Source organism: Psychrobacillus sp. INOP01, from assembly GCF_018140925.1.
Lineage (GTDB): Bacteria > Bacillota > Bacilli > Bacillales_A > Planococcaceae > Psychrobacillus.
On the sequence record NZ_CP073315.1, the window covers coordinates 3,983,693 to 3,997,597 of the forward strand.

The window sequence follows — 13,905 nt, forward strand, 5'->3', positions numbered from 1 at the left end:
AATTAGTCCTTAAAAAATACCTATAAATTGTTGCAGAATGGTCGGGGGCTCTCTCGTTTAGGTGAAAATCACTAAGGTGAATTCTATATCGTACATTATAAGTTCATTCTCGCACGTTCTATATTTGACTAAAAAGTAGCAGGTCATGACTTCAGTCATGACCTGCTACTTTTTGGTTAATTAAGGATTCGTTCCAGGTTCCCCATTTTCACCGGTTTCTCCAGTGCCATCAGTTGGGTTTTCCGTTGAACCATCGTCAGGGTTTTCATTACCATCACCTGAATCAGATCCATCTCCATTTCCGTTACCACCGTTGTTACCATTACCATTGCCGTTTCCGTTACCATTGCCATTCCCATTATTGTTTCCATTTCCATTCGAATTACCATTATTCGACCCATCTGGATTTTCTGGGTCTTCTTCTATTGGATCTAAATCATCTAAATCTTCTTCAACTATTGCATCTAATGTTAAGCTCGCAGAAGCACTATCACTTCGAACATCCTCTGATACTGCTGTTACACTGAACGTATACGTACTTCCTGGGATAAGGTTTTGTACGATCAACCCTTTTTGGTTAGTTGTTTCAATTACTTCAGGTGGTCCATTATCTATCGTTACAGCAACTTCAAATTGAACTTCAGATTCAATATCTTCCTGATCGAAATCCCAAGCTAATGTAGCAGTAGATGTTAATTCATCATAATCCACCGAAAGATTGGATGGTGTATTCAACTCAAGTTGTTTATATTCCTCTGAAACTGCAGTAGGCTCTGTGCCTCTTACAAACAGTTCCGTCAATTTTAGTTCGTCTGGTGTATATTCGCTTGCCAGTTTAAGCGGACTTGAACCTTTTTCAATTGTGACTTCTACTACAGAATTTGGCTTGCTAAATTTTTCATTTGCTGCGTCTGTAGAAATGTTAGCCATTACTTCTTTGAAAATATTCTGGGGTAAGTTTCGCTCCTCATTTGTAGTCATAGGTGTTTTCATATCTGGATATCCAGACCATACAGAAACTGAGTAATCAGTCGTATAGCCAGCAAACCATACATCAGGGAAGGCACTGCTTGGTAAATCCCATTTTTCCATATCATCACTACTATAGTTGGAAGTTCCGGATTTACCTGCAATATCTAAACCACTTACGGCAGCACGCTTACCTGTACCTTTTGTCAATACATCACGTAATACATCCGTAATCATATAAGCAGTAGAATCCTTCATTACTTCTTTTGCTTTAGGTTTATAATTTTTTTCCGTTTTTCCATCACGATAAACAATTTTGTTTATGGAATATGGTTCTGTATGGATCCCACTATTTCCAAAAGCCGCATAAGCTCCAGCTAGTTGAATAGGGGACATTGATTTCTCAGTACCACCAATTGCACTACTTTCATATATTTCACCAAGATCAATTCCAAATCGGTTAATAAATTCCTCAGCATTATCTGGTCCTACTTCTTGAAGTGTTTTAACTGCTGGAACATTTCGAGAATTATACAACGCTTCTCTAAATGTCATAGCACCTCTATATTTTCTATCAAAGTTACGAACTACTTGATCTGTGCCTGTATACGTAATTTCTTCATCAACAATTGTTTGTCCAGTAGACCAGCCTAAATATTCTATTGCTGGAGCATAGTCGATTAATGGCTTGATCGTAGAGCCAAGCGAGCGTGTTTTCATGTCTTCTGCTAAGTTCCAGCCTCGATTTGCTCCAAAATTTCTTCCGCCACCAACAGCAGCAACAGCTCCTGTTTTCGTGTCAATTACTGCTACAGCAGACTGGATATCCTCGGTAGGGAACATATCAGAATTTAATGTCTTCTCTACTTGTTGTTGTGCATTTGGTTGTAACGTAGTGTAGATAGTAATCCCCTCAGAGATAGCATCTCCATCACCATTAGCTTCTAGTTCATTTAATACGATGTCTATGAAAGCATCATATTTAGAATTTTGATTGGCTACTCGTTGATCCTCAGGTAATAGAGTATCTTCTATTGGAACAGCTTGAGCCGTCTTCATTTCTTCCTTTGTGATCTTCCCATGTAAATTCATCAAATGTAATACGACATTTCTTCGTTCTTCCGTAAGGTCAGGATTTTTAAACGGATTAAACGCATTTGGACGTTGCGACATACCAGCTAGTACTGCGAATTGATCTAGTGTAAGGTCTTTCAAATCTTTACCATAGAAATGCTGCGCTGCTGTACCATAACCGTATATTCTTCCAGACATTAGTACTTTATTAAAGTACATTTCGAAAATTTCTTCTTTTTCATATTTTCGTTCTAGTTGTATGGATAGATAGGCTTCTTGTGCTTTTCGTTTTAATGTTTTTTCATTTGTAAGAAATGAATTTTTTATGACTTGTTGTGTAATCGTACTTGCCCCTTGATCACCAAAACCATTTGTGATGTTAGCGAGTACTGCTTTTCCTAAACGTAATACATCTACACCAAAATGATCGTAAAAACGAGCATCCTCTGTAGCAATGATTGCATCTTCCATTTGTTGTGGAATTTCGTCATAAGGGACATATTCCCTGCTTTCGGCACCAACTGTTGCGAAAAGGTCTCCGTTAGCGTCTAACAGTTTTGGACTAATAGGATCTTTTAAAGCTGTTTCATCTAATTCTGGTGCACTGCTTGCGTAGAAGGCGAATAGTGAACCTCCAGCTATAAGTCCAACCACACCAATAATTACAATGGTTAACAATATTCTTTTAATCCATAGTTTAGCTGGTGTTTTAGTCTGTTTCTTTTTTTCTTGTTGTTTTCTACGTTGTTCACGAGTCATTTTTTGCTCACTCATAAACGTCTCCTCACTTTCACTTTATACGTTCAAGTCATTAACTATTTTTAAATAATCAATTCTTGGTGCATATCTTGGAGTTATCTCTATTGCGTGTGTTTCCATTTCTGATAATGCAATAGATTTTCTTCCTCCTGTTAGCATTCTATCCCAAAATAACGATAATTGTTCAAAAGGCAAATAAAAATAACGTTCTAATGCAGAAAAACGGACGAGCAGAAAGGTAATTCCCAATTGTTTTGAAACTTTTCTCATATGTTCAACCTGATGAAGATGAACATTTTTTAAAGGAAATGCTGTTCTATTTTCCGTTTCTTTTGCTTCAAAGTCAATATATTTACCTTGATATACTCCATTAAAGTCAGTTGTAGAAGGTGTTCGATAATATGCTTCTTTAATAACTGCACTACTTCTAGAAGGATAATCTACTTTGACAACTTGGATTGGTATTGGTTTTTTATGAATAACAGCAATATCCTGCGCAAAATAAAATTCATTTGCATCGTTTATTTCGTCTTCTAACGTCTTACCTCTATTACTGAAAGAGTAATCTTTTTTCTTTTCTATTTTTGCTTTTGTAACCGGGATATACGCTTTTCCATTTGGATAATGAATAGCCAAAATAATCACCTCTTTATGCTATTAGTTTATCACAAGTACATTAGACGAACAGCTAATATATAAGGTTTCATTTCCCGGAATGTCGAGTAAACACTTGTTTTGTCTTTTAAGAAGATGCTTTGTCAAACCGGAAGGAGTGCATGTAAAACTGGCGAATATACCCTTAAAAAGGGGGAATATGTGATGAATAAAATTGAAAGACTTATAGATCAGTTAGAGCTTCTAGAGTTTTTATTGGAAAATCGGTTAAATGACGAGCAGGATAAATTTGAAGAGGATTTTAGTAAAAATTCATTTCGGCTACTTGGGAAGTTGGAAAAAATTGAGAATAAATTATAAGGAATGTACGTTCGCTTAGAACTAGTAATATAAGTGAGAATTTGCTAAACTATAACTAGAATGCGAGGGATCACTTTGTCATTATTAAAGCTTAGCAACCATTTAATGAAAGAATGCGATGAATGTATTACGCGTTTTCATCAATATAGAGAATTAGATAAAGAACCAGATTTTTTTACAGAAGTTAAGCCACATGCATATAAAATAGATGAGATCTGTCTTGAATGGGAACTACTTGTTCGAAAATGGATTCAAGTAAAACGTCCAAAATATGTCCACCCAAGCCAAATTGACTCCTTACTTGAATCCGTGAAGCAGTTTATCGTGCAATCTTACTACAAGGGAACTAGCAAAAAAAGGTTTCTTTCTTCTGTCCATTCATCCAAATATACGTTAGAAACAATTGTCCAAGCTATAAAGGAAGTAGGGGATGAGTATGCTTGAAAAAAAGAGCATTCACCAACTATTAGATGCGTGGAAAGTGGATGAAAATCGCTTTCCACGAATTGAACATATTCATACAACCGAAGAAAAAGAAGCAATTTTTGCTCCATTTCCTAGTACAATGCATCAGTCCATTCAAAAGGCGCTTAAAAGTCGTGGTGTAAGCCAATTATATATACATCAACGACTCGCTTTCGATACTGCTTCATCCGGAAAGTCATATACTACGATCACCCCAACAGCCTCTGGAAAATCACTTTGCTATCATCTCCCTGTACTTCAATCTATTATGGAAGATCCAACCTCTCGGGCTATTTATTTATTTCCAACCAAAGCGCTAGCACAGGATCAAAAAAGTGATTTAAATAATTTAATTGAAGCTACTGGGGAAGAAATATTAAGTTATACATATGATGGAGATACAGCTCCGGGAATTCGGCAAAAAATTCGAAAGTCAGGTCATATAGTATTAACCAATCCTGATATGTTACATTCAGGAATTTTACCACATCATACAAAATGGGTAACTCTTTTTGAAAACTTAAAATATATCGTAATAGATGAAATTCATACATATAAAGGAGTATTTGGAAGTCATGTTGCACATGTTATTAGACGCCTGAAAAGAATCTGCGCCTATTATGGTAGTAATCCACAGTTTATCTGTACTTCTGCTACGATAAAAAATCCCAAGGAGTTAGCTGAAAATTTAACGAACACTGCCCATGAATTAATCAACCAGAACGGTGCACCAGCAGGAAAGAAACATTTTGTATTTTATAATCCACCAATAGTACATCCTGTATTTAATGTACGAAGAAGTGCCGTTTTAGAAGTTAGAGATATAGCAGGTGAATTATATGTAAATGGCATACAAACAATTGTTTTTGCAAAGAGCCGTGTCCGTGTAGAAATGCTTGTGACATATTTACAGTCTTTAGTAAGTAAAAAGATTAATGATCAAACTATACGAGGGTACCGAGGCGGTTATTTGCCTTCGGAAAGAAGGACGATTGAAAAGGGGTTACGGGAAGGAATTATTAGAACAGTTGTAAGTACTAATGCGCTAGAGTTAGGTGTCGACATTGGTCAGCTACAGGCATGTATTATGACAGGTTATCCAGGGAACATCGCAAGTGCATGGCAACAGGCTGGTAGAGCGGGCAGAAGACAGGATGAAGCACTTATTATTTATGTGGCCGGGTCGACTGCTCTTGACCAATATGTTGTTAAACACCCTGCATATTTTCTTGGCCAATCTCCAGAGGAAGTTAGGATTCATCCAGATAATATGATTATTTTAATGGACCATTTAAAATGTGCTTCATTTGAACTGCCATTTTCACTTACCGATTTGTATGCGGAATTTTCTATTCAGGAATTGCTAGAATTTCTTGAAAGCGAAGGGGTCCTTTTAAAAACATCCGAAAAATGGCATTGGATGTCAGATAGTTTTCCTGCAAGCAATATCAGCCTACGCTCCGCATCCCAAGAGAACGTCATTATTATTGATCAGTCTATCCCAACTAAAACTAGGGTTATTGGGGAAATGGATCAATATAGTGCGATGACCCTGCTTCATGAAGAAGCAATTTACTTACACCAAGGTACCCAATTTCAAGTGGAAATATTAGATTGGGAAGAAAAGAAGGCATTCGTAAGAGAGGTCGATGTCGATTATTTTACAGATGCCAATATCGCAATTGAGTTAAAAGTGTTAAGTGAAGATAAAGTAAAAGAAGCTGAGATTGGTACACTTCGATTTGGTGACATTATCGTTTTAGCACAACCAACTATATTCAAAAAAATTAAATTTGATACACATGATAATATCGGCTCTGGTCAGATCCATTTACCGCCAATAGAATTACACACTTCCTCTACATGGTTTAGTTTTGATAAACCAGATGGCTGGAAAGACACTTTACTGTCAGATGCAATGACGGGGGTTTCCTATGCCTTGCATGCATTTATCCCACTATTTATTCATTGTGATGCGAAGGATATTCATGTTGTGCCTCAGGTAAAATCGATTCACGGAGAAAAACCTACTTTTTATATGTATGACAGCTATCCAGGAGGTATTGGACTATCTGAAAGAATGTTCGATCTTTGGAATGAGTTAATACCAAAAGTAACGGAGCAGGTGGAAGAGTGCCCATGTATGCATGGATGCCCTGCATGCATCGGTGCTCAGGATGCGGAGCTGAATCTAAAAGGAGAAGTGATTAAGTTACTTCATTTATTGCAGGTGGACCGACATGTCATATGAAAAAAAGCTAATGCAAATGAAGAGTTTAGTGAAAAAGAAGCCAATAGAAGAGATAGTTAAAAAGGAAGAGCCAGAAATGGTGCTTCCCTTTTATGTTGAAGAGTGGCAAAATGCGGGACTAAAATTTATAAAAAATGAAAAAGGATTTTACTTTGTAAAGGAAACTTTTTATCATTCGGAGCATATACATGGAAATATTGGGCTTAATAAGCTACAACAGGCAAAAAGATTTATGCAGGAAGTCTATCCAACTCACCCTCTAACTATCGCAAAAGAAAGTCCATTTTGTTTTTATGATACGGAAACGACAGGGTTAAAAGGTGCTGGAGTACTTATCTTTTTAAACGGAGTGTTGAAGGAAGTTGAGACTGGGTTTTTGCTAACACAATATGTGCTAGCTGATCCAGGGCAAGAGGTAAGTTTTTTAAAAGCGACTGATTTTTGGGAAAAACCTCAGACAATTATTACGTATAACGGTAAGAGTTTTGACCTTCCTCAATTAGTTGCAAGATGGACGATGAATAGAAATAATTTACCACAGTTAAAGCAACATCATCAAATTGACTTAATGCATTCCTCAAAAAGAATTTGGAAGGGTGAATTAGAGCGCTTTAAGCTAAAACAAATTGAGGAAATGAAGCTTGGTTTTAGAAGAGAAAATGATATTCCTGGCCACCTCGCACCAATAATATATTTTGATGCAGTGAAAAGTGGTAATCCTATCAACTTGATGAAGGTGTTAAAGCATAATGAATGGGATATTCTATCGCTCGTAACGTTATATATACTTTCAGTGGAATTACTCCAAGAGAAGGAAGTAGTTGAAACAGCAACAACATATACAAATATCGGTAAATGGTTTCGTGATTTAAGAACGATAGATAAAAGTATGGATTGGTTTACTTTTGTAGTTAATAATTTTTCAGATGAGGAAGCAAGTATCGCGTATTATTTCGTTGGTCTCCATTTAAAAAGAGCTGGTTTATACGAGGACAGTCTGCAAGCCTTTACACAAGCTTTAAAAGAGATTTCTGGGAAATATCGTATGGAGGTGTATATCGAGTTGGCCAAGCTATTCGAACATCAACTAAAAGATTTCCCAAATGCTCTAGAAATGACGCAGCAATGTATTGAATATGAAGCAAAACAGAATATAGATGGGCAGTCTCGCTTGAAAAAAGAACTTATGAAGAGAGAAATAAGAATAATCCGGAAATTAAATATTTCCCGGGAAAGCGCAGAACATAACAAAAAGCGCATTTAAATGGCTGAAAAAACTCCATTATTCGACAACCATATGCTATAATACGAGTAGCTAATTGTAGATGGAAGGAAGATACCATATGGAATTTAAACTAAAGGCTTCTGATATATTAGAAAAAGAATTTAAAACGGGTTTAAGGGGTTATAACCAAGAAGAAGTAGATGTTTTTTTAGACGATATTATTCAAGATTACGAGGCTTATGAGAAGAGAGTAGCTCAACTCCAGTTAGAAAATAAAAAATTGAAAGAACAGCTAGAAGAATTACCAAAGAGAACTCAAGCAGCTGCACCGCAAACTGGGGCAACTAATTTTGATATTTTAAAGCGTCTTTCACATCTTGAAAAACATGTCTTTGGAAGTAAATTGTACGAATAATTATTTAAGTTAATTCAGTAGGGGTAAAACCCCTACTGAATTAACTTAAAGCCTCCGGCAGATGCCACAGATTTTTTAGTGGAATTTATCGAGCAGGCCGGGTGAAAATCTGGGTACAAATACGCAAAGGCGAATTTGATATAATCTTATGTTGAAACTAACAAGTATTTCGTATATAATAGTGATACCACTTATATATTCGGGCAATCGCTGCAATGCTAGACATTGTAGAGGAAAGTCCATGCTCACACAATTCTGCGATGAATGTAGTGTTCGTGCTTAGTGAAAAAATAAACTAAGGCAGCTATTAATAGCTGATGGCGGGATGAAGGCCTAAGTCTTAGGATATGGCTGACAATCTCTGAAAGTGCCACAGTGACGGAGCTGTATAGGAAACTATACAGGTGGAACGAGGTAAACCCCACGAGTGAGAAACCCAAATTATGGTAGGGGCATTTTCTTGAAGGAATTGAACGGATAGAAGAACAGATTTAATCTGTAGATAGATGATTGCCGTCCACATACGTACGAGGTAATGCACCGTTTGAGTACCGTGGAAACAAAACATGGCTTATTGAGTGTATGAGTGGCTATATTTAATAACTAAGAAGCTCTCCATTTCCGGAGAGCTTTTCTATTATATAAAGCGAAACTTCAATCCGTGGTTTTCTTCATACCCACTAATTGAAAATAGAACATAGGCAACTACGCAGTTTCCTGCAGCAATGCCTAAATGAACAACATCTGTTGGCCAAAGGCTCGCTGGAAGCGAGTCACCTAGACGAAGCCGCGCGACGTAGTGACTTTCGTCTAGGATTTTCGTCGGGCTTTTACAGGCAGTTATCTTCCAAATATGCTTTGTTACTTGGACCAAGCATTGAGTTGGGGGTATTACTGCCCGTTATTGCGAGATAAATGATTTTAGCTTAGTACGTAATAAGGGAGGTAACGAATTGTGGAAAAACAACAGCCACCCGCACGATTACAGACGTATTCTAATGAATTAATGGAGCAAATTTTTCATTCAACTGTAGAAGGTATTATGATTACAAATGAAAAAATGCAGATTACACTGGTCAATAATGCTTTTGAAGCTCTTACTGGATATAAGTCATCCGAAGTACTTGGGAAGTTTCCGAGCATATTACAGTCAGGTAAACAGGACGCTGACTTTTATAAAGTGATGTGGTCAGAAATTCGTTCAAAAGGATTTTGGAAGGGTGAGATCTGGAATAGACGAAAAAATGGTGAAATATATCCTGAAATCCTTGCAATTCATAGTGTTTTAGATGATACAGGTAAGCCTATAAATTATTATGGAATCTTTTCAGATATTTCCTATGAAAAAGAGACGGAAAGGGAATTAGAAGAACTAACGCAAACCGATCTTTTAACAAATATTTCGAATCGAAACGCTTTTAATGAATTATTATTTGACAAAGTAAATAGCTCAAATGACAGCCATGCAATTTTATTTATTGACTTAGATCGATTTAAGCAGATAAATGACACCTTGGGAAATGACGTAGGTGACCTTATTTTAATAGAGGTTGCAAAACGGATTAACTCGATTGTCGGTCCTTCGGATATTTTTGCACGATATGGTGCCGATGAATTTGTATATGCCAGATCGAAAATTGAATATCAAAAAGATGCTGCACTTCTAGCTAAGGATATTACGAAGCTTTTCCATAAACCATTTCATGTATGTGGGACAGAAGTTTATATTACCGCAAGTATAGGAATCAGTATTTTTCCACAAGATGGTAAGCATATAGAAAAGTTAATATATAAAGCAGATAAGGCGATGTATTTTGCTAAACAAAATGGTAGAAATCAATATGCCTTTTATTTTGATGACTTGAAAAAAGATTCAAAACGATTAATCGTTTTAGAAGCAGAGCTAAGAAAAGCTATACAAAACAAGGATTTCTTCATCCATTATCAGCCGAAAATAGGGTTAGCGAAACAAGATATTATTGGTGTAGAAGCCTTAGTCAGATGGAATAATGAAAAGTTAGGATTTGTTTCGCCCGCTGAATTTATACCTATTGCAGAGGATACAGGTCTTATAATTCCTTTAAGCGAAGTTATTTTAGAAAAAGTTTGTATGGATATACTGGAGTCAAGATCACAAGGGAATATACATATATTACCGGTGTCCATTAATATTGCATCTCTCCACTTTCAACAGGATGACTTTATCGAGCGTATAAATTCAATAGTTATGCAGTATAATTGTAGTCCGCAGCTATTGGAGTTAGAGCTAACAGAGCGTACAATTATGAAGGAGTCAGACGATATAGTAGATAAACTGGTAAAACTAAAAGCTATGGGATTCAAAATATCTATTGATGATTTTGGTACCGGATACTCTTCTCTTAGTTATTTAAATAGATTTCCACTTAATTACTTAAAAATTGATAGAAGTTTTATCCAACAAATTACTAACTTACAAGACAAGCAAGCTATAGTAGAAGCAATTATTTTAATGGCTCATCGCCTACGCATAAAGGTTATTGCTGAGGGAGTAGAAACGAAGGAACAAGCTAAGCTTTTAAAGCAAATGGGCTGCGATATCATTCAAGGATATTATTATAGTAAACCATTAGCGGTCAAGGAGCTTATGGATTTCATCGAGCTATGGGAAATTTACAGACAGGAAAGGAATATATAATGACAACATTTAAATTAGTAGCAACTTCAGCTATGGGACTAGAATCCATCGTTGCAGATGAAGTAAAAGCACTAGGATATGAAACAACAACAGAAAACGGTAAGATCTATTTTGAAGGGGACGAGCGTGCAATAGCACGAGCAAATATTTGGTTACGTGTTGCTGACAGAGTTAAGATTGTAGCTGCTCAGTTCCCAGTAAAAACATTTGATGAACTTTTTGAGCGTACGAAGGCAGTACAATGGGAAAAATACTTGCCCGTAGATGCAGCTTTTCCAGTTCAAGGAAAATCAGTTAAATCAACATTATTCAGTGTTCCAGACTGTCAGGCTATTGTAAAAAAAGCCGTAGTTGAGCGCTTAAAATTAGCTCATAAAAGAATCGGTTTTTTAGACGAATCTGGAGCAACATTCAAACTTGAAATAAGTATATTAAAAGATATTGCTACCATCACGATAGATACAAGTGGTGCAGGGCTTCACAAACGTGGTTACCGGCACGGTCAAGGGGAAGCTCCATTGAAGGAAACACTTGCCGCAGCTTTAGTGAAAATTTCTAAATGGAGTCCTAACCGTCCATTTGTAGACCCGTTTTGCGGATCAGGTACTATTCCGATTGAAGCGGCAATGATAGGGCAGAATATTGCACCAGGCTTTAATCGTGATTTTCATAGTGAAGCATGGTCATGGATGCCAAAGACTATTTGGGAAGAAGTGCGCGATGAGGCTGAATCATTAGCTAATTATGATCAAGAGCTTCAAATTATCGGATCAGATATTGACCATAAAATGGTCCAAATTGCGGAGCAAAACGCCTTTGAATCAGGATTCGCTGACATAATCACATTCAAGCAAATGCATGCGAAGGATTTTACTACTACTTTAACAGACGGTGTAATGGTTAGTAACCCACCATATGGAGAGCGTATTGGAGAAGTGGAAGTAATCGAGCAGGTAATCAGTGACTTAGGTCATTTGATGGATAAATATCCTTCATGGTCCGTATATATGCTATCGTCTATGGAAAACTTTGAAAACGTATACGGTAGAAGAGCAACCAAAAAGCGTAAATTATTCAATGGATTTATTCGAACGGATTACTATCAGTTCTGGGGTAAACGTTCATAACAGTAAGGGAGACTAGTCTCTCCCTTACTGTTATATTATTATTTAAGGGAGTTTTTAGATGAAACAAGCTTTACCATTCCAACTTTCAAAAGACCGTTCTTTCTTCGAATCATTAGGGGATTGGATGGGTGATGTGTTATATGATGAATTACCTGAAAAAGGATTTGAATGTCGCGACGAACAAATCTTCATGGCCTATCAGATTGAAAAGACGTTAAAAGAGAAAAATGTTCTATTTGCAGAAGCAGGAGTAGGTACTGGTAAAACTATAGCTTATTTACTTCCTGCTATTTCATATGCTCGTTACACTGGAAAACCAGCATTGATAGCATGCGCAGATGAAACATTAATCGAACAGCTAGTAAAAGAAGCAGGAGATATTTTTAAGCTTCAAAACTATTTAGATATTAAAATTGATGTACGATTAGCAAAATCTCGCGATCAATATTTATGTTTAAAGCGTTTGGAAGAAGCACAAAAAGATGATGAAAACGAATACTTTTTAGAAGAAATTGAAGATCAAATTCCGGATTTTGTTTATGCTCATTCATCTATGCAAAAAATTTATCCATATGGCGAACGCAGTCAATTTGCTGGAGTGAGCGATGAGGATTGGCAAAAAGTGAACTATCATCCAACTCAACAATGTATGGTATGTGATTTAAGAAACCGTTGTGGTCAAACGATTCATCGTCAGCATTATCGTGAGTCCACGGACTTGATCATATGCTCGCATGAATTTTTAATGGAGCATATTTGGACAAAAGACTCACGTGTTCGTGAAGGTCAAATGCCTTTGTTGCCTGAAGTTTCAATGGCTGTTCTAGATGAAGGACATTTACTTGAATTTGCTGCTCAAAAAGCATTGACATATGAAATTCAAAGTGAAACGCTTATTAGATTATTAGAAAAAGTAATGGTCGACGGTGTTAGAGAAAAAACATTAAATTTAATGGAAGTACTACAAGAATTGCATGATAAAATATTTGGATTATTGCGCATTGGCAGTGATATTGAAGAAACAGACCGGATGAAGGTTGATAAATCTCCTGAGTTGATGCAATTATGTAAACAAGCAATTCGAGTAGCGGATAGCTTGTTAGAGGAATTTGTATTCGAGTCTGAGTTATATACAATTCCTGAATACGAGCTTCGTATGGTAGAAGAATTTTTAGAACAATATACATTCTCGCTTCGTTTATTTACGGAAAAAGGGGATGGGATTGAATGGTTAGAAATCATTGATGGTTATGAAACATTAATCATAATGCCAAGATTAGTTACGGATATTTTACATGAGAAATTATTTACATCTAAAATTCCGATTGTCTTTTCTTCTGCTACATTATCCATTGAAAAAGACTTTACGTATATAGCGGATTCATTGGGAATTGAAAAATTCCAATCGTTCTCCGTTGCATCACCATTTGATTATGATGATGTGATGAAGATTTATACGGATGAAATGGAACAGCGGGAGAAACCTAGTTATGTAGAAAAACTGTTAAATAATTCGATGCAAACACTTATTTTGTTTAAATCAAAATCGGCAATGGTTTCCTTTAGAGCAACTATAGGGGATCGAGCTGATATCGTCTTTGAAGGAGATCGTGAGCTTTCAACTATTGTTAAAGAATTCCAAAATGGTGAGTACTCGACCTTATGTTCGTATCATCTTTGGGAAGGCCTGGATTTACCATTAGAGGCACTGACTAGAGTAATTATTTATGATTTACCATTTCCACCAGTTGATCCACTATTTGATGCAAAACGATCTTTTTCTAACAATCCATTTGAAGAAGTAGAATTGCCATTTATGCTTTTAAGATTACAGCAGGGTATTGGTCGTTTAATCCGTACATCTAGCGATTATGGCGAAATTCATTTACTATTAAATGAGGAAGAAGCACAGCTTGAAAATAGATTTACAGGGGTATTACCTACAGCAATTTCGAAATGATACAAGGG

The 13,905-nt window shown here is 36.4% G+C and carries 10 protein-coding genes and 1 other RNA gene; 9 read left to right on the forward strand and 2 right to left on the reverse strand.

Annotated features, from left to right (window positions below):
• Positions 1–180: 180 nt before the first annotated feature.
• Together KD050_RS19595 and recU are read right to left on the reverse strand one after the other, a co-directional pair.
• Positions 181–2,817 (reverse strand): PBP1A family penicillin-binding protein, encoded by a 2,637-nt coding sequence (locus KD050_RS19595; RefSeq protein WP_211893972.1) that lies wholly within the window; start codon positions 2,815–2,817, stop codon positions 181–183.
• A 21-nt stretch (positions 2,818–2,838) separates the two neighbouring features.
• Positions 2,839–3,438: a Holliday junction resolvase RecU gene (gene recU, locus KD050_RS19600; RefSeq protein ID WP_211893973.1), complete on the reverse strand. Its 600-nt coding sequence runs from the start codon at positions 3,436–3,438 to the stop codon at positions 2,839–2,841.
• Between the two features lie 183 nt (positions 3,439–3,621).
• Here recU and KD050_RS19605 point away from each other — a divergent pair, with 183 nt between their 5' ends.
• From KD050_RS19605 to KD050_RS19645, 9 genes are all read left to right on the forward strand, one after another.
• Positions 3,622–3,777, forward strand: coding sequence for a hypothetical protein (locus KD050_RS19605; RefSeq protein WP_211893974.1), 156 nt, complete (start codon positions 3,622–3,624; stop codon positions 3,775–3,777).
• Positions 3,778–3,852: 75 nt separating this feature from the next.
• A complete protein-coding gene (locus KD050_RS19610; RefSeq protein WP_211893975.1) occupies positions 3,853–4,221 on the forward strand; it encodes a YppE family protein in 369 nt (122 codons plus the stop codon).
• Positions 4,214–6,493 (forward strand): DEAD/DEAH box helicase, encoded by a 2,280-nt coding sequence (locus KD050_RS19615; protein ID WP_211896367.1) that lies wholly within the window; start codon positions 4,214–4,216, stop codon positions 6,491–6,493. The genes KD050_RS19610 and KD050_RS19615 overlap by 8 nt, the downstream gene beginning before the upstream one ends.
• The gene (locus KD050_RS19620; protein ID WP_211893976.1) at positions 6,483–7,757 is read left to right on the forward strand and encodes a ribonuclease H-like domain-containing protein; all 1,275 of its coding nucleotides are present in this window, start codon (positions 6,483–6,485) and stop codon (positions 7,755–7,757) included. Before KD050_RS19615 ends, KD050_RS19620 begins: the two co-directional genes overlap by 11 nt.
• A 79-nt stretch (positions 7,758–7,836) precedes the next feature.
• Positions 7,837–8,133: a cell division regulator GpsB gene (gene gpsB, locus KD050_RS19625; protein ID WP_211893977.1), complete on the forward strand. Its 297-nt coding sequence runs from the start codon at positions 7,837–7,839 to the stop codon at positions 8,131–8,133.
• A gap of 195 nt (positions 8,134–8,328) precedes the next feature.
• Positions 8,329–8,712: RNase P RNA component class B (gene rnpB / locus KD050_RS19630), an RNA gene on the forward strand.
• Positions 8,713–9,088: 376 nt separating this feature from the next.
• On the forward strand, positions 9,089–10,810 hold the full coding sequence (locus KD050_RS19635; RefSeq protein ID WP_235753860.1) for a putative bifunctional diguanylate cyclase/phosphodiesterase: 1,722 nt from the start codon (positions 9,089–9,091) through the stop codon (positions 10,808–10,810).
• A complete protein-coding gene (locus tag KD050_RS19640) occupies positions 10,810–11,937 on the forward strand; it encodes a THUMP domain-containing class I SAM-dependent RNA methyltransferase (RefSeq protein WP_211893978.1) in 1,128 nt (375 codons plus the stop codon). The genes KD050_RS19635 and KD050_RS19640 overlap by 1 nt, the downstream gene beginning before the upstream one ends.
• A 58-nt stretch (positions 11,938–11,995) precedes the next feature.
• Complete coding sequence (locus KD050_RS19645; protein ID WP_211893979.1) at positions 11,996–13,897, forward strand: ATP-dependent DNA helicase; 1,902 nt, start codon at positions 11,996–11,998, stop codon at positions 13,895–13,897.
• The last annotated feature ends 8 nt before the right edge of the window (positions 13,898–13,905 follow it).

Coding starts and splice junctions, on each gene's coding strand:
- KD050_RS19595 (WP_211893972.1), bottom strand. CDS start 2,817: ATGAGTGAGCAAAAAATGACTCGTGAACAACGTAGAAAACAACAAGAA.
- KD050_RS19605 (WP_211893974.1), top strand. CDS start 3,622: ATGAATAAAATTGAAAGACTTATAGATCAGTTAGAGCTTCTAGAGTTT.
- KD050_RS19615 (WP_211896367.1), top strand. CDS start 4,214: ATGCTTGAAAAAAAGAGCATTCACCAACTATTAGATGCGTGGAAAGTG.
- KD050_RS19620 (WP_211893976.1), top strand. CDS start 6,483: ATGTCATATGAAAAAAAGCTAATGCAAATGAAGAGTTTAGTGAAAAAG.
- gpsB (WP_211893977.1), top strand. CDS start 7,837: ATGGAATTTAAACTAAAGGCTTCTGATATATTAGAAAAAGAATTTAAA.
- KD050_RS19640 (WP_211893978.1), top strand. CDS start 10,810: ATGACAACATTTAAATTAGTAGCAACTTCAGCTATGGGACTAGAATCC.
- KD050_RS19645 (WP_211893979.1), top strand. CDS start 11,996: ATGAAACAAGCTTTACCATTCCAACTTTCAAAAGACCGTTCTTTCTTC.